Annotated in this window: 26 protein-coding genes; 10 read left to right on the top strand and 16 right to left on the bottom strand. The window is 43.9% G+C overall.

The features are described from left to right. The 4 genes from NWF01_09135 to NWF01_09120 form a co-directional block, all read right to left on the bottom strand. A partial coding sequence (locus tag NWF01_09135; GenBank protein ID MCW4025181.1) for a BNR repeat-containing protein occupies positions 1-261 on the bottom strand: 261 nt, incomplete at its 3' end. A gap of 241 nt (positions 262-502) precedes the next feature. Next, the gene (locus tag NWF01_09130) at positions 503-700 is read right to left on the bottom strand and encodes a hypothetical protein (protein ID MCW4025180.1); all 198 of its coding nucleotides are present in this window, start codon (positions 698-700) and stop codon (positions 503-505) included. Next, positions 697-1710 (bottom strand): deoxyhypusine synthase family protein, encoded by a 1014-nt coding sequence (locus NWF01_09125; GenBank protein MCW4025179.1) that lies wholly within the window; start codon positions 1708-1710, stop codon positions 697-699. The genes NWF01_09130 and NWF01_09125 overlap by 4 nt, the downstream gene beginning before the upstream one ends. Before the next feature lie 102 nt (positions 1711-1812). Then, positions 1813-2640, bottom strand: a complete 828-nt coding sequence (locus NWF01_09120) for a peptidylprolyl isomerase (protein ID MCW4025178.1) — start codon at positions 2638-2640, stop codon at positions 1813-1815. Positions 2641-2938: 298 nt separating this feature from the next. Here NWF01_09120 and NWF01_09115 point away from each other — a divergent pair, with 298 nt between their 5' ends. Beyond that, complete coding sequence (locus NWF01_09115; protein MCW4025177.1) at positions 2939-3571, top strand: Type 1 glutamine amidotransferase-like domain-containing protein; 633 nt, start codon at positions 2939-2941, stop codon at positions 3569-3571. Here NWF01_09115 and NWF01_09110 read toward each other — a convergent pair. From NWF01_09110 to NWF01_09100, 3 genes are read right to left on the bottom strand one after another with little or no spacing between them, the layout of a single operon-like run. Beyond that, on the bottom strand, positions 3564-4310 hold the full coding sequence (locus NWF01_09110) for a hypothetical protein (protein ID MCW4025176.1): 747 nt from the start codon (positions 4308-4310) through the stop codon (positions 3564-3566). The genes NWF01_09115 and NWF01_09110 overlap by 8 nt on opposite strands. A gap of 56 nt (positions 4311-4366) precedes the next feature. After that, positions 4367-6205, bottom strand: a complete 1839-nt coding sequence (locus NWF01_09105) for a right-handed parallel beta-helix repeat-containing protein (protein MCW4025175.1) — start codon at positions 6203-6205, stop codon at positions 4367-4369. 55 nt (positions 6206-6260) lie between these two features. Further along, entirely contained in the window at positions 6261-6992 is a 732-nt protein-coding gene (locus tag NWF01_09100) for a hypothetical protein (protein ID MCW4025174.1), read from the bottom strand. 166 nt (positions 6993-7158) lie between these two features. Here NWF01_09100 and NWF01_09095 point away from each other — a divergent pair, with 166 nt between their 5' ends. Further along, positions 7159-8640 (top strand): NAD(P)/FAD-dependent oxidoreductase, encoded by a 1482-nt coding sequence (locus NWF01_09095; protein ID MCW4025173.1) that lies wholly within the window; start codon positions 7159-7161, stop codon positions 8638-8640. On the opposite strand, the gene NWF01_09090 is transcribed toward NWF01_09095, so the two are convergent. The 3 genes from NWF01_09090 to NWF01_09080 all read right to left on the bottom strand — a co-directional run bounded on the left by NWF01_09090 (position 8637) and on the right by NWF01_09080 (position 10098). Beyond that, positions 8637-9173: a flavodoxin domain-containing protein gene (locus tag NWF01_09090; GenBank protein ID MCW4025172.1), complete on the bottom strand. Its 537-nt coding sequence runs from the start codon at positions 9171-9173 to the stop codon at positions 8637-8639. The genes NWF01_09095 and NWF01_09090 overlap by 4 nt on opposite strands. 2 nt (positions 9174-9175) lie before the next feature. Next, entirely contained in the window at positions 9176-9601 is a 426-nt protein-coding gene (locus NWF01_09085) for an OsmC family protein (protein MCW4025171.1), read from the bottom strand. 137 nt (positions 9602-9738) lie between these two features. Then, on the bottom strand, positions 9739-10098 hold the full coding sequence (locus NWF01_09080; GenBank protein ID MCW4025170.1) for a hypothetical protein: 360 nt from the start codon (positions 10096-10098) through the stop codon (positions 9739-9741). 116 nt (positions 10099-10214) lie between these two features. Here NWF01_09080 and NWF01_09075 point away from each other — a divergent pair, with 116 nt between their 5' ends. The 3 genes from NWF01_09075 to NWF01_09065 all read left to right on the top strand — a co-directional run bounded on the left by NWF01_09075 (position 10215) and on the right by NWF01_09065 (position 11555). Beyond that, positions 10215-10553, top strand: coding sequence for a DUF134 domain-containing protein (locus tag NWF01_09075; protein MCW4025169.1), 339 nt, complete (start codon positions 10215-10217; stop codon positions 10551-10553). A gap of 106 nt (positions 10554-10659) precedes the next feature. Beyond that, complete coding sequence (locus NWF01_09070; protein MCW4025168.1) at positions 10660-11328, top strand: peroxiredoxin; 669 nt, start codon at positions 10660-10662, stop codon at positions 11326-11328. 5 nt (positions 11329-11333) lie between these two features. Continuing rightward, positions 11334-11555, top strand: a complete 222-nt coding sequence (locus NWF01_09065; GenBank protein MCW4025167.1) for a hypothetical protein — start codon at positions 11334-11336, stop codon at positions 11553-11555. A gap of 48 nt (positions 11556-11603) precedes the next feature. Here NWF01_09065 and NWF01_09060 read toward each other — a convergent pair whose 3' ends face one another. Further along, positions 11604-11891 (bottom strand): rubrerythrin, encoded by a 288-nt coding sequence (locus NWF01_09060; protein ID MCW4025166.1) that lies wholly within the window; start codon positions 11889-11891, stop codon positions 11604-11606. Positions 11892-12044: 153 nt separating this feature from the next. Between NWF01_09060 and NWF01_09055 the strand changes: the two genes are divergently transcribed. Together NWF01_09055 and NWF01_09050 are read left to right on the top strand one after the other, a co-directional pair. Further along, entirely contained in the window at positions 12045-12617 is a 573-nt protein-coding gene (locus NWF01_09055) for a class I SAM-dependent methyltransferase (GenBank protein MCW4025165.1), read from the top strand. 69 nt (positions 12618-12686) lie between these two features. Next, positions 12687-13103, top strand: coding sequence for a hypothetical protein (locus NWF01_09050; protein ID MCW4025164.1), 417 nt, complete (start codon positions 12687-12689; stop codon positions 13101-13103). A gap of 2 nt (positions 13104-13105) precedes the next feature. Here NWF01_09050 and NWF01_09045 read toward each other — a convergent pair whose 3' ends face one another. Genes NWF01_09045 through NWF01_09025 form a run of 5 tightly spaced genes read right to left on the bottom strand, consistent with a single transcriptional unit; the run spans position 13106 to position 16571 of the window. Next, positions 13106-13981, bottom strand: a complete 876-nt coding sequence (locus tag NWF01_09045; protein ID MCW4025163.1) for an ATP-binding protein — start codon at positions 13979-13981, stop codon at positions 13106-13108. Beyond that, positions 13978-14814 (bottom strand): ATP-binding protein, encoded by an 837-nt coding sequence (locus NWF01_09040; GenBank protein MCW4025162.1) that lies wholly within the window; start codon positions 14812-14814, stop codon positions 13978-13980. Before NWF01_09040 ends, NWF01_09045 begins: the two co-directional genes overlap by 4 nt. 54 nt (positions 14815-14868) lie before the next feature. Next, a complete protein-coding gene (locus NWF01_09035) occupies positions 14869-15243 on the bottom strand; it encodes a NifB/NifX family molybdenum-iron cluster-binding protein (protein MCW4025161.1) in 375 nt (124 codons plus the stop codon). Positions 15244-15267: 24 nt separating this feature from the next. After that, positions 15268-15636, bottom strand: coding sequence for a NifB/NifX family molybdenum-iron cluster-binding protein (locus tag NWF01_09030; GenBank protein MCW4025160.1), 369 nt, complete (start codon positions 15634-15636; stop codon positions 15268-15270). Next, positions 15633-16571 carry an Mrp/NBP35 family ATP-binding protein gene (locus tag NWF01_09025; GenBank protein ID MCW4025159.1) on the bottom strand — a complete coding sequence of 313 codons (939 nt, stop codon included), beginning with the start codon at positions 16569-16571 and terminating at the stop codon, positions 15633-15635. The genes NWF01_09030 and NWF01_09025 overlap by 4 nt, the downstream gene beginning before the upstream one ends. Before the next feature lie 97 nt (positions 16572-16668). Between NWF01_09025 and NWF01_09020 the strand changes: the two genes are divergently transcribed. The 3 genes from NWF01_09020 (at position 16669) to psmB (ending at position 19001) form a co-directional block, all read left to right on the top strand. Then, entirely contained in the window at positions 16669-17238 is a 570-nt protein-coding gene (locus tag NWF01_09020) for a winged helix-turn-helix transcriptional regulator (protein ID MCW4025158.1), read from the top strand. Beyond that, positions 17239-18192: an MBL fold metallo-hydrolase gene (locus NWF01_09015; protein MCW4025157.1), complete on the top strand. Its 954-nt coding sequence runs from the start codon at positions 17239-17241 to the stop codon at positions 18190-18192. A gap of 170 nt (positions 18193-18362) precedes the next feature. Further along, positions 18363-19001, top strand: coding sequence for an archaeal proteasome endopeptidase complex subunit beta (gene psmB / locus NWF01_09010; GenBank protein ID MCW4025156.1), 639 nt, complete (start codon positions 18363-18365; stop codon positions 18999-19001). Positions 19002-19014 lie beyond the last annotated feature (13 nt).

The following is a 19014-nucleotide window of genomic DNA, read 5'->3' as shown; positions in this document are numbered from 1 at the left end:
TATTTTTTGTGTGCTCCAAGCAGTTCCGTTCCAATGAGCATAAACTAATACGTCTGCAATAGTGTGATCTTGTTTCGGATGTTCACTGTAGCATATGTGAGGATTATCTGCCGAGTCTAAGGCTAAAGAACTAGCCCCAATTGTTCCATTTGAGGGTATGACTTGTATGTTCCATGCGGGGGTGGTTTCTTGGGCGGGTGAAACGGCAACTATAGAGAGGATAAGGGGAATTACCGTTATCAGTAACAGTTTTTTATGCACTCGCTAATCAGCCCTAACCATAAAGTAGACGTATTGCACTTATGACACTATCGCAAAAAAACCTTGAAGCAGATTAATTTTACAGGCACTGATGCAAATACTCAGTAGTCAACCCTGAAAACCAACAAACGCAGAATATAGGATACACCGTCATCAATAAGAGCTAACTCAAAAAAAGACAGGCCCTGCACATAAGCAAATACAAGTACAACAACGAAATCAAACCAAAAAAATAAAGAGGTTACTTTTTGTTTTCTTTTGCTTTGAGGGCTTCCCGCACGCAGTAACATTCTTGGCTGACCAAATTCCAGCTTTCACAGCACCATAACGTATCTACGATGGGGTCTTTGCCCTGTGCGTGGCGGGTGGAGCAGAAAATTTTTGAGGGATACGTGTAGCAACTATGGCTGTCGCAGTTACCACAATATTTCTCGGTCATGGCAATCTACCCTGGCTTTGCAGAAAGCCCTGACGCTTAAAATCTTCACCCACACGCTCGGTCACCGAAGCCACAATAAATGGAAAAACCATCATCGCATCGCCCACAACCGTTACTTGCGCGGCTTCACCTTTGACTTTACCCCAGCTAACCGCTTCCTCCAACGTGGAACCCGACAAGCCACCAGTTTCAGGACGATCCATCGTCACAATAATCGCGTAATCCAAGCCTTTTTTGGACGCCAACGTAGAAGATTGCACAGTGTTTCTTGGAACACCCCCACCCAGCACTATCATGGCGTTTTTTGGGGATTGCTCGCAGATGTTGCAGATTGTAGGAACTTCTTTGAAGGCGTCAACTTGCAGCACCTCTTTTTTGCCTTCTTGGGAGGAATGCATCCAGTGAATAAAGCCGAATTCGGAATCGCGTAGTGCAGGCACGAAAATTGGCACGTTTTCTTCGTATGCTGCGCGTAGGATGGAGTCTTTGTCGGTTAAGCGTTTGCCGATTTCGTGGGTGAACTCGTTTGAGGAGAGAGATTTGCCTTTGTGCTCTTTGGCGATTTCATCATACATATCTGAGAGTTGGTAGTCAAGTTTCATGTAGTCTTCTTCTGTTACAAAAATGTCGTATATTCGGAAAAGATGATACCTGTAGAGTTCAACATCATCAACAATCCAGCTGCCCCTGTAATGATGACCACCCACGGCTTCGATGGCATCATGAACCATGCATGCGCCCGTGGTTACAATCACATCAACCAAGTGACGCCTAACCAAATCAGCAACTATCGTACGTAACCCCGCTGGCACAATCGCGCCGCTGAGCGCCAAAAAAACCGTGCAATCCTTTTCTTTAACCATTTTCTCAAAAATATCACAGGCTGTCGCAAGACGCCCAGCGCCAAAAGAGCCTGAGTTTTTAAATTGTAACATGAGTTGGTTTACGGTTTGGGGTTTGTCGATTTTTATGTGTTTAACTGGTTGTTGGAGGTAGTCTTTTCGATCCATTTTACGTCGGGGTGAACTATAATCTGTAATTTTAAATAGGTTTTTCGATAAAAAAGACCAAGAAAAATTTACAACTAAAAAAATTAAAAATTAAGAAGAGGGTTACTCTTCAGCTGCTGCTTTTGCTTTTTTGGCTTTGGCGTTTGGTTTTGCCTTTTCAGCTTTTGGCTTAGCTGCTTTGGTTTCTGCGGCAGGTTTTTCTTCTTTCTTTTCTTCTTTGGCTGCTGCGGGTGCTGCTTCTGGTTTTGGTTCGGACTTGTAGGTTTCTATGAATTTGATTTCGTACACAGTAGTGTATTTTTGGATGTCCATTGCGATGCCGCGTTTTGCGATTTGTATGCCTTCAACGTAGAATGTGTCCTCTGGCATGTCAACGGTAAGTTTGTTTTCTTTAAGTGCAAGTTTGAATTTTTCTTCTTCCACAACGGGTACACGTCTGTGAATGAGTGCGCCAACTTTTTCTTCTGCTTTCTCAATCTGCTTGGTAACAGTTAGGTCGTAGATGAGGGTTCTTCCAGCCAATGGTGGGTTAAAGTCCAACAAGACTCTGCCTGCGCCGATTGCGCGGACTGTGGCGTTTTTGCCTTGATATTCGATTCTTGCTCCGATAACTGGGTTAATTTCTTTTGCCAATAGTTGTTTGATTGGGACACGTTTGATTTTTTCTGGGTCGCGTGGTCCAAAGCCTTTTTCTGGGGAAATTTCTACGGTTACGGGTTTGCCAACTTCCATGGTTAGCAATGCTTCATCGACTGGTTTTAGAAGCCAGCCTTCTCCGACGACTACCAGTTTAGGCTCATAAATTTCGCCTTCTTTGAAGAGGTGCTCTTTTTTGGCAACTGCCTCGTCAGTTGTATCAAAAACTTCGTTTGTCTCTTTTACTTTGGCAACATAATTTGTTAGTATGAAATCGCCTTTTTGAAGTGCCATGTTTTATTTCAATCCTTCTAAGTATCGGCGTTGTTAATTTTCATACGCTAATAAAAACTTTCTCTATCCACTACAAGCAACCACGACAACAGCACCCAAAAAACAAGCAAATCAAGCACAATTTTATTCACTTCACATCAGATAAGTAGCCGTTTGGACGCAAAATCCGTTAATAGCACCTACCCCTCTATAGGTTCTGCAAGGAGTTTCTAATAGGCACCAAATATGCTGGTGTGGTTGATGATGCTTTAACTGTTTTGTCGTTGCCTTTTTTAGGCACCAACTTCCTTTTTGAGGTATGGCAAAGTTTTACCTGCTGGGCGGAGAAAACATCCGTCGCCAAGACGCTAAACCCGTAAACGAAGCCGCATTCGCCGACGCTGGAGAGAAACCGTCGGTTCTGGTTTTTTCGTGGGCACGAGCAAGCTTTGACCGCAACTATTTGAGGCAGAAAAGGCTGTGGGATTATTTTCGAGGTTTAGGCGCAGGCGAAATCAACGCAGTAGATTACTCTGAGGGTATTGAGGATATTGAGCGTAAACTCTCTGAGGCAAATCTTGTTTATTTGACAGGCGGGCAACCCAGTGTGTTGATTGAAAGGCTAAATCGTAGTGGCGTTGATAAGCTCCTAAAAAAATACAAGGGCACAGTTGTGGGCAGAAGCGCGGGTGCACTGGTGCTGTGCAATCGGTGCGTGGTTACTCTTCGGGACAGCAAGAAGATGCGGCTAATTGACGGCTTCGGATTGGTGGACCTAACTCTTAAAGCTCATTACAAAAGGGTCAATGATGAAGCACTTTTGCGGTTTTCTTTGCAGGAGCGGGTTTATGCTGTTCCTAAAGGCTCAGCAATAGTAGCTAACGGGGATGGCTTGTCTTTTTTGGGTAAAATTTACCTTTTTGAAAACGGCGAAAAAGTAAGGCTTAACTGAAGTATTTGCGCACGTATGAGCCAGACTTCACGATAAAAGGCGTTAAAACCACCGTCATTATGGTACCAATTGTGGCGAGCACAATGATGTCGCCAAAAATCCAGCCGTAAAACACTGTTGGAAAAATCTCCATCGGAAAAGCCCCAAACAATGCTAAAGCACCCGCACCAAAAATCCCCGACATTATACTGGCAACAAACACGCCGACAACCAGCCAGGTTATCCAAGTCTTGCGGTCTTCAACGGCGGCCTGAAGAATTAGCAGAACGATTGAAGCGATAAATGTGCCAATGAAGATACTAGTTAATGCATTGATTAGTGCATAAGCGGAAACTACAAAAACCGCGGCTAAGAGCACGTTTATGGCGTAGGTGATTTTGGGTTTTTTAAGGTGTAGTTCAGGTTTGATTTTGATGGAACGATAAACTATCAGGGGCACAAATCCTTCAAAGAAGTCCGCTAGTGACCAGACAAGCGCAAGAGGCAACGCGTAACCACTGTAGAGGGCTAAAATGAAGCAGCTAACATATCCAGCTAGGCAACCCCAGATGCCAAACCAGAGCGCTAAGGGAACATAAACTGCGGCGGCAATGTAGAGACCTGAAACCCCTGGAACAGGCGCGTCTCCCGCTGGGAACACAACAGCGTAAATTGCCAAAACCGTGCTTACCGCGGTGGCGATGGCAAAGGCTGCGGGCTGTTTCCATGTGATGCGACTTCGTAGGGGGATTGTCTGCATAAAATTGGTAAAGAGTGGTGGGGATATTTAAAATTTGAGAAACAAGTCTGGGCTAATCAGTAATCTTTTCGCTTGTACCTGAGGAGCACAATCAAAAAGACCACTAAGGCACCCACTACACCTGAAAGTATAGCCAGCAACAAAGTGTTTGCATAACCACCTTGCTGATATAGGACATAGTTTCTGACGCCAAGCTCATCAATTGTGCTATATGAGTCATGTCCGATGTAGATTTCTCCGCCCTCCGCAGCTAAGCCTTGAGGATTTTGGATGCCAGAGGTCACGTTTACGGCTACTTCTTTGTCGTTAATGTAGAGGTGCAAGCCGTTGCTTAGGCTTCGGGTGAAAACCACGTTTGTCCACTGGTCGAGTTGAACAACCTGCTCGGTGGAGACAATCTCGTTGAATACGCCATTTTCATCAAGCATGAAACCGCGAAGGGCACCAAGCGGAATGGTGCTGTCGGGGTTGCCGTTCACTGCAAAACCAATAATCCTATCGGGGTACGTGGAGGTTGTTCGGGCGGCTTCCATATAGATAACGTTGTAATCCACAGCCTTGTACCCTTCTAGTTTTAGGACTGCTTCAAAAGAGAACTCTTCTCTTAGAGTTAAGCTGGGGGAAACAGGAACGTAAGCATATTTTATGCCATCAAACTGCAGGGCACTACCTGATTCGCCCTCGACAAGAGTGTATGTAGCAGCCGACTCATCAGTGGTTCCGATGACGGCGGGGTTTTGTCCTGTTTCATCAGGGGTTACACCTGCATCGTTTATTGAGTCAAAGTGCCACCATGCCACAGTTGAGTCTGTATCAGGAACCGATGGGAGAATTGGCTCTGGCATTGTTTGAGCTGTGATGTTTATGGGCTCCATTAAAGGGTAGGTGTCATTGTTTAGGTTGTTGATTTGATAGGGTGTGTCTCCGATGCCGTCTCCGTTGCTGTCTGTGCCTGTGTAGTCGCCCCAGTAGTTACCCATCATTTGGCTTGTCCAGTTCTGGTGTGTAGCGAAATCGGCAAAGTATACGTTGTATTGGTTATCGTATAGGTTGTTTAGGTAGAGCAGGTTTTCTTGTGGGTTTGCAAAGGTGAAGGTGAAGTGAAAGCCGTAGTCACCGTTTGAAAGGGTGTTGGCGCAGATGGTGTTGTAGCTTCCGCCGATGTAGAAGCCACTGCCTAAATCATCATCCACGATGTTGCCAAATACAAGGCAATAAGAAGCAGCCAAACCAAGAGCACGTCCATTATTAATCATGGTGTTATTGGCTATGACATGCTGGAAGCCTTCCAGCGAAATGGCGGATTGTTTACTGTTTATGATAATGTTTCCTATGAAGGAATCTTGTGAGCCCCCGCACCATCGTATACCCTCTTTTGCAGAGTTGGTTATGTTGTTGTATGCAATTGTGACTCCTGACTGGCTGGAACAGAAAACCCCATAGTAAGTGTTGATGATGTTGTTTTCAGTTATGTTTGCCCCGTCTGCATTAATGCTGATACCTGAGGCGCGCAGGTTTGATTCAGAATAACTCACACTTTGAATGGTGAACCCTGTTATTGTTACGTTTGGAGCGGTAATGTTGATTACTGCACGTCCGCCTTTTGCCACATTACCATCACCAACTAATTCAGTACTGTCAGCGCCTTGACCAACCAGCGAAATTGACTTGTCAATCACCAAGTTTTCATAGTAAATGCCGCTTTGCACAAAGATTGTGTCTCCTGCATTGGCATCTGTTAAGGCTTGGGCAATGGAGTTCGCATCTGTGGGAACCGTGATGGTTTTTGGTTCAGAAGTAGTTGAGTCTACTGCACAAGCAAGATTTAGACTTAAAGGAACAACAAGAAAACTACACAATAACAACGCTAGTAATAAGCTGAAAACTTTTTTCATCTAGAGACCCCCATTTTCACCTATAACTTTGCTTAATTTTCTTAAAAGCATTATCCTAAAACCGTGAAGCAGAAACTGCCTTATCACGAGACCTAAAAGAAAAAGTGGTAATCTTTTTCTTTTTAAAGAAAAGGTTCAACAAATAAATAGCCACCACAATACCCACAAATACAATTATAAATATGGCTAAATTGGTAGTGTCGGGTTGAACAGGAGGCGTCCAACGGTTAGTTTTTTCGATAGTGGTGTGCATGGTGAATTGTGGGTAATCAGAGATTGCTTCTAAAGCTATGCCTGTTTTTTGGTCCCAGTACCATGTGGTTGTTGCGGTTCCCTCAGATGACTCATGAGAGGTCACACCTGAAATTACAGTGCGGTCTACGCCTGCGTAATTTTTGACTTCTTGATTTTGGATAGTTACGGTACCATTTATTCCACTGTCAAAAAAGCTGTCACCTTTCTTTAAGCCTGAAGAGATAACAAAGTAGTCGATGTATTTTCCAGCACTAAAATCCAGTTGTTCATATGCAGTTACGATTGAGTCGTCAGTTAGACGTGTGGTAAAGTTTACATCAACCTGTAACCCGTCAACTCTGACAATATCCATTCTTGCCCATGTCGCATCATGCCCCTCCCAAGGTGTGCCAGTGTAGTCAACAGTGTATTCAGCATAGTCACCAACTTCAACACCCATTGCTAATTGAGTTGCAAAAGCAGAAGCAGAAAACGCGGCAAGAACTATTAATGCGATAAGTGTAGCAGTTGTTAGGGCTTTTTTGTAGTGCATGATTGTTTAATTGGCGGTTTTAGTTAATTAAAGTATCTTGACTGCGCATGGGTTTGAAGGAAACAGGGGTTTTGTTGTTTTTTATGCAAAACAAGTGTATTTGGTAAATTATTAATATAAGCAGCAACTGTTTAGTTACCGTTAACTGTACTTAGGAGAGAGGTTTATGGAGATTACAAACGTTACAAATCAAAAAGTCTCCGACGTCATCATTGTTGGAGCAGGTCCAGCTGGCACATGCGCAGCATACTATCTTGCCTTGAAAGGCATCAAAGTTACTTTGCTGGACAAAGCAGCTTTCCCAAGAGAAAAAATTGCAGGCGACATGATTAGCCCCGGCGCAATCAGGGAACTGCAAAACATGAAAATCACCAGTCTATCCGAGTTCAACAAGGTTGACCGCGCAGGAATTTACCTAAATGGCAAAAAACTTATGGCAGGCTTGTTCCCAGAGTACCCTGATTTAACCAGTTACAGCGTTATTGTTCCCCGTATAGTTTTGGATAATTTAACGTTGGATGCCGCAAAAAACGCAGGAGCCACAGTTGTTGAAGGGTTCAATGTTACTGATTTTCAAGTTAATATCGACGGCGTTACCGTTATGGGTGAGCACCAAAACGAAAAAGTCACCCTTAAAAGCCGCTTGCTAATCGGTGCAGACGGACACAACTCATTGATTGCCAAAAAACTCCGCGGCGCCCAATGGCCAGACAATCACAAAGCAGTTGTTCTCCGTGGTTACTTTGAAAATGTTACAGGTGCAGCGAATCAGGGAGGCGTATATTATAATGATGATGATTTTGTGGGTTACAGCTGGATTTTCCCCTTAGACATGAACCGCGCCAATGTGGGCATCGGCTTGCTTACTGATGTTACACCAGCAACCAAAACACCCAAAGAATTGCTTATGGAGCACATAAAAAATGATGAAGGCATGAAAAAACGCCTTGAAAAAGCAGAATTAAAAGGCGAACTCAAAGTCTCAGAGCTAAACATGTATGATTCTACAATGCCTCTTGTGTCTGACCGCGTCATGCTGACAGGTGAAGCAGCAGGACTAATTAACGGATTTAACGGTGAAGGCACATACTTTGCTCTGCTCAGCGGTAAATGGGCTGCAGAAACCGCAATAAAGTGCCTCTTAAAAAACAACCTATCAAAAGCTGCTCTGTCAGTATACCCTGAATGCGTTGACGCCGAGTTAGGGTATGGTCTTAAAGTTTCAAATCTTATGCTCAGTTTAGTGCGTAACCGTAGCCTTAGTCCAGTTTGGATGAAAACATTAGAGATTATGGGAGACAGAAGCAGAAAAGACCCCGAATACGCAAAAATTACTGGTGCAATTCTTTCAGGGATGGTTTTTCCAAATCAGCAAGTCACCTACAAAATTTTAGTAGGGGTTATTCAAGAAGCAGCAACATCAACTGGTTTTGAAGCCCTTGCGGAAATGCTCAAAAACCCAGAAACAAGTCCAAACAACATGCTAAAAATGACTCAGGTAGGAATTAACGTTGCAAAAGACGCTATAGAAAACCCAGTTGACTTTATGGAGTGGGGGCTTGGGAGTGCAGTTCGAATGTTTGAGTTTGCAACTGAAGTTTCCAAGAAATTGATTGAGCAGGCAAAAAAAGAAGATGGCGAAGCTTAAAGCTTAGCCGCTAACTTTTTTGTATCTTTTTTAATTTTCTCTAAATCTTCCACGGTAGGTTTACCCCTTATATCACCCATTCTGCCCATTGTACTATGCTCAAGAGAACCGTGAAACTCACCCAACACATACCATTCTGCAATAACCGAGAAGCCTATATGCTCAAAATATTGCCCAATATCTTTGCCAACAGGGGTTGCCTCATCTAAGCCCGTGTGTGGTCCCGAGTAGGTTACGAATACGATGGCGTATTTTCCGGGCACTTTGGGCGCGCAGGGTTTAATCATGCCTTGTTGGCGGTACTGGTTGAATTTTTTCTTTAGAAACTGGGTCATTGGCTCTGGGGGATGCCAAGAATAAGAGGGTGCACCAACGCAGACTAAGTCGTAATCGAAATATTCCACGTCTTGAGCGTCTTCAGGCTTTTTTACGGTTACCGCGTAATTGGCTTCTTTGAGTCCCTGCTCGATGGATTCGGCTACTTTCTGTGTGTTGCCTGTTTTTGACCAATAAACAATAAGTGCCGACTTCACTGTCAGTCGCCTTGGATGATTTTTGATTCTAACTCAACTTTAACTGAAATTTGTTCTTTAAGCAAGAACATTACTGAGCAGAAAGCTTCGGTTCTTCTCCACGCTGCCTCAATGAGTTCTTTTCTCGCAGAAGATTCCACAGAAACCTTCATAGAGATATTATCAACGACTGGAGAATCAGGCACCTTGTCGGCTTCCACAGTTATTTCAGCTTTTTTGAGGGCGATATTGCTTTTCTTGCATACATCTGCGAAAATGGTCATGCCGCACTCTGCCAATGACATAAGACACAACTCCAGCGCGGTTGGTCCAGTGTCGGTTCCGCCTTGAGGTACGGGTAGGTCGCAGACTATACTGTGGTTTCGTTGGTTATCAACAATTGAACGGACATTTTCAAGAAAAACTGCTTTCGCCTTAAGTTTTGCCATAAAGTTCACCAAGACTTGGTTTGCTACAAGTAATTTAAGCATAATGATGCAAAAGAAAAAATTTGCTTATCAGGTTTTCAGCAAATCTTAAGGGGTTAGTCTAAAAAGGGAGAGGTTCAGGTGGTTTGTATACCTCGTTATTGTTGGTCGGGTTGTTTTTTGTCTGCTTCTGCAGCAGTTTTCAGCTCTTTTAGGTGAGCTTCTAAACTGTTGATTTCCTGCTCTAAGCTGGTTTTTTCGTCTTCAAGCTGCTTTTTGCATTCTTCGAGTGTGGCGATTTCGTTTTGAGGAACAGGTAGTGGTAGTTTTTGTGTGGTTGTTGAGTTTGCCCACCACCAGCGGGGGAGCCAGGGGTATCTTGCGCATTGGTTGGGGTTAACGTTGTATCCTCTGCCGTAGCCTCTTCCGCCACAACCTCGTCCTGGTCGTTGCCATGGTGGAAGGTTACTGAATGGTCCTCTGCCGGGGTATTGGTTTTGTCTGTTTTGCCATCCCATTTTTTGTTTTCACCTCTGGATGGGTTATTTTGTGTTTATGCACACAATCAATTATGTGATAGTGCACAAAAATATATAAAAGTTCCCCAACCCATCAAAACAGCAGGGAAAACAAAATGTGGCGAGGAAGACACCGATGCGGAAAAAGAGGCAGATACCCAAAACCAGTCACCCTAACCAACACACCATCTATAACCAGCTTCACCCCAACCCCCACAAGAAACCCAAACCCAATAGTCATTGAAGTAGCAGAACTCGAAGCCTTCCGACTCGTAGACATGGACGGACTATCACAAGAAGAAGCAGGTCAAAAAATGAACATTTCAAGAGGAACAATTTGGCGGCTGGTTCAAAGCGCAAGAAGAAAAGCAGCCCAAGCTCTCAGCGAAGGAAGACCAATCCACATAACCCCATCAAATCCAAACGAAAAATCAGAAAACAACAGTAACCCCTAAGCGTTTTGTCAACCAAAATTGAAGTTTAGATTATAAACTATATATACACAAGATTTTTATTAACTAAACCCTACTATTTTTAGTAACTTTTTAGGAGATAAAATAAATGAGTGAACTCCCAGCTCAAAAAGAAGAAAACACTTTTCCAGTATTAGGTCAAAAAGCCCCTGATTTTGAAGCAACCACCACACAAGGAACCCTGCGGCTATCCGACTATCAAGGAACATGGGTTATACTGTTCTCACACCCAGCAGACTTCACGCCAGTATGCACCACCGAATTCATCGCCTTCTCACAAATATACGACGAACTCAAAAAAAGAAACACCGAACTCCTTGGACTCAGCGTAGACAGCGTATCATCCCACATCGCTTGGATAAGAAATGTGGAAGAAAAAATGGGTATAAAAATCCCGTTCCCTATCATAGCCGACCTCAACAAGGAAGTTTCCAAAAAGTTCGGCATGATACAACCAGGCGAGAGTAAAACAGAAACCGTCCGCTGCGTCTTTGTCATTGACCCTGAAAGCAAAATCCGCATCATGCTCTACTACCCCTTAACCACAGGCAGGAACATGGAGGAAATTCTGCGCATTGTTGTAGCCCTGCAAACAACCGACAAATATCACGTTGCCACCCCAGCCAACTGGAAGCCAGGCGACTCCGTCGTTGTTCCCGCGCCGACCACCATCGAAGGGGTTGAGGAACGCCTAAAAGAGCAAGGTTACGAATGCAAAGACTGGTACCTTTGCAAAAAGAAACTCCCCGAGAGTTGAGCATAATGCCTTGCGTATCCCCTGACGGAAAACCTACCAGCACAGGCAAAGCAACACTGACCGCGCTAAAGGATGGAGCATTGAGCCCTGAGGAAGTCTCAGCTAAAACTGGACAGCCCCTCTTTAAAGTGCGTAGCGGGCTTAGGGAACTGAAAAATGCTGGCTTTGCAGAAGAAGCAGATGCAAAATACAAGCTCACCAAAACTGGAGAAACAATAATCCAGTAATCCTTTTTTCTTATAAAAAATTAAATATTTAAAGAAAAAAAGGCCTGATTAGGCTTCTTCTTTTAATTCTTCGACTTCTTTTTTGCCTGCTTCAAGCTCTTTTGCTTGTTCAGGGTCAGTTTCCAGTAGTAGTGCTTGGAATTCGCCTGTGTGGGTTTTTTCTTCTTTGGCAATATCGAGGAGCATTTTCTTTAGCAGGGGGCTCTGGGCTAGGGCGGCCATTTCTTCGTATAGGTTTATGGCATCCATTTCAGCGATTATTCCTGCACGGATGATTTCTTTGTCTATGTTTTCTTTGCTTATTTTATCTAGGTTTATTGGGATTTTTGACAACATACTTTTAGCCTCTTTCTTGTTACTATTTAGTTCTAAAATATTTTTATTTCTTTGGGTTAAAACCTTAACTGTAGTTTAGAAAATAAACACGATATAACAAAATTATTTAACAATTAAACACCATATAATCTACCATAATTGAGGCAAGTAAACATGACTAAAAACACCAAAGCAGAAATGTTTAACAAAAAAGCCTCTGACCCCAAAAACAAACCCGACCAAGTCCTCAAAGCCTTAAATCTGCAACCAGAACAAAAAATTGCAGACATAGGCTCAGGCGGCGGATATTTTGCCATGCAGTTTGCCAAAGCAGTTGGACCAAAAGGACGCGTGTTCGCCATAGACGTGAACGTGGATTTCTTAAACTACATCAAAGACTGCGCAAAAGAACAAGGACTAACTAATCTTGAAACAGTTCTGATTGCTGAAAAAACCCCGCCTCAAGCAGAAAGAGACCTGGATTTAGTGTTTATGCGTAACGTTTGCCATCACCTTCCTGACCGCGTTGAATACTTTAAGAAACTGCGAATTGCCCTAAACCCAGAAGAGGGAAGAGTTGCAATTTTGGAGTACAACGCCAGCGTTGGATTGAGTTTTCATAAGGTGTTTGGGCATTTTGTAGCCAAAGAAGACCTGATAGCGGAGATGAATCAGGCAGGTTACCAATTGGATAAAGAAGAAACATTTCTCCCTGAGCAGTCTTTTACCATTTTCCGCATCAAATAACCTTTTTGGAGAAAAAGCAGTGTGCCTCAGTTAGTCAAAGGTGGAAAATTTGTTTTCGCTTGGTCAAAGGTGAGCAATAACGGGAAAATCACAATTCCAGACCAAGCCCTCAAAGAGTACAACTTGGTTGATGATGCGAGAGTAATTTTGATGTCGGGCAGTAAGCGTTCAGGCGGTTTTGGCGTAACATCTACCGAGTTGCTAAAGGACACGGTTTTGTGGACAGTGCTGGATAAGTGTCCTCAACTTAAAACATTTGAGATTGCAGAGGGACAAGCAACAAGGGTGGGTTCACATGTTTACTGCTGGGTTAAAAAAATAAGGGAAAGCATCATGGTTCCAATAGATACCCTCAAAAAATTTGAGGTAAACCCACAAGACAACTTACTTGTTATCAGGGGCAGTGGACTAGCAGTTGGCTTTATCGTTAAAGGTCCAATAATTGATGAAGCAAAAAAACACTCAGACATACCCATATACGAGTAGTATTATTTCGTGTCGGCATTTAAGACCTTAAACAGTTGGCTCCACATACCCCGAATTTGCTGTGAAACAACAGATTCAGGCGCGTACTCGACAACGGTTTGCCCATTCACCATTGCCTCAGTAAATTTAGCGTTATAAGAAACCGTGCCCACAATCTCAACGCTGTTTTCTTTGCAGTAGTCCATGATTTTTTTGGTGTTTTCAGCATTTATGTCATGCATGTTTACGCAGATGAAGGGTTGCACGTTGAAGTGTTTTAACAGTTGGAGAACACGGGTTAAGTCATGAATCCCTGAAAGAGTCGGCTCAGAAACCACCAACGCCGCATCCACGCCAGCGATTGAAGCAATAACGGGGCAACCAATCCCAGGCGAACCATCAATAATAACCAAGCCGCAGCCTTCCTTTTCAGCTATGACTTTTGCGTTTTGTCTAACAAGTGTCACCAGTTTCCCAGAGTTCGCCTCGCCAGGGAAAAGCTGGGCATGAGACATGAACCCATATTTTGTTTTTGAAATGAAGGCTTTACCTGAGACCCGGGGCGCAAAAGTTACTGCATCAGCGGGGCAAACAATTTTGCATACACCACAGCCTTCACAAGCAACTGCGTCAACTTCTAAGCTGCTGGTTATGGCGTCAAAGTGACAACTTTTTTTACATAATCCACATTTAACACATTTTTCTTGGTCTATAGTCGCAAGTTTTGAACCAACAAAGTCTTGCTCGCTGATAACTTGGGGATGTAAGAGCATGTGAAGGTCAGGAGCATCCACATCACAATCCGCAACAACCGCATGTTTTGCCAAAACCGCAAAAGATGCAGTAAGCGAGGTTTTGCCTGTACCGCCTTTGCCACTTAAAACGGTTAACTGCTTCATTTCTTAACTGTCTCCTTGATGTTTTTGTAGAGGGCTTGGAATTTTTCTTTCCACTGGGGCATTTCTAAAACAAACGCAGTTCCCCGCGAGTAAAGCTCAGCGATTCGGCGGTCGTAGGGAATCTCAAGCAGAATCTGGATGCCTTCATCTTGGCAGTATTGGTAAAGTTTTCTATCACCTACACCCGCACGATTAACCACGACACCAAACGGGACAGATAAACGACGCAGAACCTCAACAGCAATCGTCAAATCATGCAACCCAAACGGCGTCGGCTCAGTAACCAGAATGCAGAAGTCACTACCACGAACAGTTTCCACAAATGAGCAACTGGTTCCGGGTGGAGAATCAACAATCACGTTAGTCTCTGGATTGAGTTGGTTTTTGACGGCTTTAATAACCGGAATAGCTAACGGTTTACTCACGGTAAGTTCCCCAAAAACAAGCTCTAAACTGTCAGTTTTTCCAAAGTTTAGAGTACCGATTTCGTGTTTTTCCCAAGTGATTGCTTTTTGAGGGCAAACAAGCGCGCATCCGCCACAGCTGTGACAGAGTTCGGGAAAAATCATGACGTTTTTTGCGGCTACAAATAGAGCATGGAACTGGCAGGTTTTGGCGCATTCTCCGCAACCGTTGCAGAGTTGTTGGTCTACTTTGGGGATTTGGGTGTAAACGGGTTCTTTGCGGGTGATTTCAGGGTGCAAAAGCAGGTGTGCGTTGGGTTCTTCAACATCACAGTCTAAAAGTTGAAGGTTCCCCACGGAAAGCGCCATATTCACGGCTACTGAGGTTTTTCCTGTTCCACCTTTTCCGCTGGCAACTGAAATTATCAAAGATTTTTCCTCCACTAAAAAAGAAATAAAATAAGGAAAGATAGGGGTTTGTTTTTATTGATGGTGTGCGTGTTCGCAGCCGTCGGTAAGTGCCAAAAGTTTGCCTTCTTTGTAGGCTGTGACGACCTCATTTACTGTATCTGCGTTTGCTTTTAGAACCTTTATGCCAGCGTTTGCAAAGCTCATTAAACCTCTAGGACCCATCCCGTAAGCTACGATTGCATCGGGTTGTAGTGCTACAATGTGGTCGTGTGCTTGACCGACACCGCCGGCGTGTTCGCCAGTGTTTGCGACTGCTTTAACGTTAGCAACATTGCCGCTATCGTCTAATTCGACAACTGTGAAGTATGGTGCACGTCCGAAGTGTTGTGCTAAGGCAGTGTTTAAACCGTTTTGGTCTTCTGTGGGAACAATAATTCTTTTTGTCATACATTCACCTCCAACAAGGGTACTTTAAGGGTTCATGCCAAAGTGGCCGTCAACTGTTGGCGAACCAGCCTTTTGCAATTTACCGTTTTTGAATTTTTCAACTGCTTCACGGATTGTTCCTGATGCGCCAGTCACTATTTCTATGCCTGCAGCGGATAGGGCTCCAAAAGCGTTAGGTCCAACATTTCCCGTTATAACCACTTTTACGCCTTTGTTTACCATGTTTTGTGCTGCTTGGATTCCTGCTCCGCCTGAGCAGCCTGCAGCCATGTTGGGGATGGTTTCGTGCTGCATGGTTTCAGTGTCTACCACAATGAGGTATTGGCATCTACCAAAGCGTGGGTCAACTTGCGCATCTAAATTGTCTGCTGTTGAGCTAACACATACTTTCATTTTTTACCACCTGAAAATAAAGCTGACAACTTGTTTTTGGTGTCGGCTTTTTGTGACTGAGTAATTTTTGTGATTATTTCCCTGAAGGCTTTAGCGGCTGCCGAATCTTGGTTTTCAACAATGAAAGCTAAGCCTTTGTCTGCATCGGTGCAAACAGTTGGGTCAATTGGGAGGCTGCCTAAGTAGGGTACGGATAGGTCTTGCGCGATCTTTTTGCCGCCACCTGACTTGAAGATATCTATTTTTTTGCCGCAGTCGGGGCAAACAAACCCGCTCATGTTTTCGATGATGCCGATTACTGGAACTTCAGCGGCTTTGGCGAATGAAACGGATTTTTTAACCACTGCCTCGGAAACTTCGGAGGGCATGGTTACTATGAGTACGCCGTCTAGGTCGGGGATTAGTTGGATGACACTTAAGGGTTCATCACCTGTTCCCGGCGGCAAATCCACAAACAAGTAATCTAGTTCACCCCATTCCACATCAGATATGAACTGCTGAATTGCCCGCATTTTGAGAGGGCCACGCCAAATTACGGGTTCCTCATCGTTTTCCAGCAGAAAATCCATGGAAACGACTTTTATGCCCATTTTGCCCACTACTGGAAGGAATTTGCCATCAAAACCTCCGGTTAAGGTTCTGCCTTTAAGCCCCAACATTTTGGGGATACATGGACCGTGGATGTCTGCGTCTAGTACGCCGACTTTTTTGCCGTTTTGTCTGAATGCTGCGGCAAGGTTTGCGGTTACGGTGCTTTTGCCTACTCCACCTTTTCCGCTGATAACTGCGATTTTATGTTTAATTTTGCTTAGGTTGGCTTTTCTTTGTTGGTCTTCTTGTTGTTGCTTCTTTTTTGGGTCGTTGCAGTTGTCTGTTGTGTTGCATGTATCGCATTTGCCGTTGCATTCTTCAGGGGTGGTTGTTTTATCGGTCATTTTTTCATCTTCTAAGTATCTTGAGTTTATAACATAAACCTTATTAATACTTTTTGTTTATTTTATAAACAACTTACAAGTTAAAGATGAACCAACGATGGACGCCATAGACAAAAAAATAATCACCTGCCTCCAAGAAAATGGACGCATTACCCTACAAGAACTATCCCAAGCCATAGGCTACACAAGCATGGGAACCAAAAAAAGACTAGAACGCCTACTAAAAAACGGCACCATCAAAGTTTCCGCACTCATAAACCCAACCGCACTTGGACTACACCCCGCCATTGTCATGCTGGAAATGGAAAGCGCCGAAGCAATGCAAGAACTCTTACACCGATACGAAAAATGCCCACGAGTAATCCAGATGTTCAAAACCGTGGGCGGCTACAACCTTATCGCAATTGTCGTCGCAGAAACCCAAGAAACCCTTGAAAGCATATCCATGGAAAAATGTTCACTTCGGTGCAGCAAAGGCATCCGCCGCTCAGAGTTCTACCCAGTAAGCGAAACATACTTCTCAACATTTTTACAAATACGCGAAAATTTGGCAAGTAAAGAAAAAGAAGGTACTCCCTGCAAGGTTGATTGCAACCCTTGTAGCAGATTTGAATCAAAAAAATGCGTTGGATGCCCAACCACAAACCAGTACAGAGGCACCCTATAGATGCCACAAATCCAAATTAGAGCAGCACGCAAAATCGAAATCGTAAGCTTGGTAGACAATTCTGTAGATCTTCTTTCAGCAAATGACAAAAAACAGGTATTAACGTATAGACGCTGGAACACTGCAAGTCGAAAAGAAGGCGCTCAATTACCAATGGGCGAGCACGGATTTGCATTACTAATCAAAATTTACGCGGGCAAACCCTACACTATCCTTTTTGATACGGGTGTTAGCTCAGATGGTGTAGTAACCAATGCCCTACGCATGGGTCTGGATTTAGGGGAGGTAGATTGGCTGGTTTTGTCTCATGGACACTATGACCATTGCGGCGGCTTGCAAGCGGCAGTTCAAGCCATAAACAACCCCGACCTACAAATAATTGCTCATGAAAACATGTTTAAACTGCACGGATCTGCAATGCCCAATGGCACAATACGAGAACACAAACGCCTACCAAACCCCGAACAACTAAATCCCTGCAAAATCATAACCACCAAGCACCCCAGTTTAATCGCTGATGGCTGCGCCCTTGTCACGGGTGAGATTCCAAGAAAAACCAGTTTTGAAACAGGAAACGCTTCAAACAGAATTTTGGAGAACAACAAATGGCAACCTGACCCTGCTCTTGTTGAGGAGCGCGCTTTGGTTTTTGATGTTGCAGGTAAGGGGTTGGTGGTTGTTTCAGGTTGCGCTCATGCGGGAATTATTAATACACTGCGTTATGCTCAACAGTTAACAGATAGGAGTGTTTATGCTGTTTTGGGCGGATTTCATTTGGCAGGGCAAGAGTACGAAAAAAGAATCGCCCAAACAGTAGAGGAATTAAAAGACATTAATCCTGCATTGATTGTTGCGTCGCATTGCACAGGCTGGAAAGCAATACAAGCAATCGCACAAGCGTTACCTGAGGCTTTTGCGTGGGGCAGCGTTGGGAACCGCTACCAAATAGAATAAACTATTTGTTTCTCCTATTTTTACAGGTGATTAATGTAGGTGCAGAGTTGGAGCACATTTTTTTGTCTTTGCCAAGGGGTGTAAACCGTAATCTTAATTAATATCTCAGAAAAGATTACATGATGCTACTTCCTAGTGGATGGCATTTCCAAGTTTTAGGGAGACTGAACATGTCACAAAACAACACAACTAACCAATTAGTGCTCAAGGGAACAACCACAATAGGTGTCGTTTGTAAAGACGGCGTAATTTTGGCTTCTGACACAAGAGTAACAATGGGCTACTATGTGGCTCATAAAGCTGGAAAAAAAGTCTACAAAATAGATGATCACCTCGGCATGACAATCGCGGGAACCGTCGCCGATGCCCAGCGCGTAGTTGACATTCTAACAGCAAACGCCCAACTCTACAAGATAAGCATGAACAGACCAATGCCCGTTGCCACAGCAGCAAGACTTGTTGCAAACCTACTTTTCCAAGCAAGGTACATGCCACTGGCAACACAAGTTCTTGTTGGCGGGATAGATGACAGCGGACCACACGTTTACAATCTTGACCCATATGGTAGCTTAACTGAAGAAAAATCAGTCAGCACTGGTTCAGGCTCCCTTGTAGCCTATGGTATTTTGGAAGATAAATACAAGGAAGGCATGTCAATTGCTGAGTTGTTGCCAATTATTGTGAAGGCTGTGAATGCAGCTATGAAACGTGATGTTGCAAGCGGCAACAACTATAACGTGACTGTGATTGATGATAATGGCTATAAAGAGTTAAGCGACGAAGAAAAAAGGCAACTTCTCGCAAAATAGGAAGTTAAAGAAG

This window comes from Candidatus Bathyarchaeota archaeon (assembly GCA_026014585.1).
GTDB lineage: Archaea > Thermoproteota > Bathyarchaeia > Bathyarchaeales > Bathycorpusculaceae > Bathycorpusculum.
This window is presented reverse-complemented; position numbering and strand designations above follow the sequence as displayed.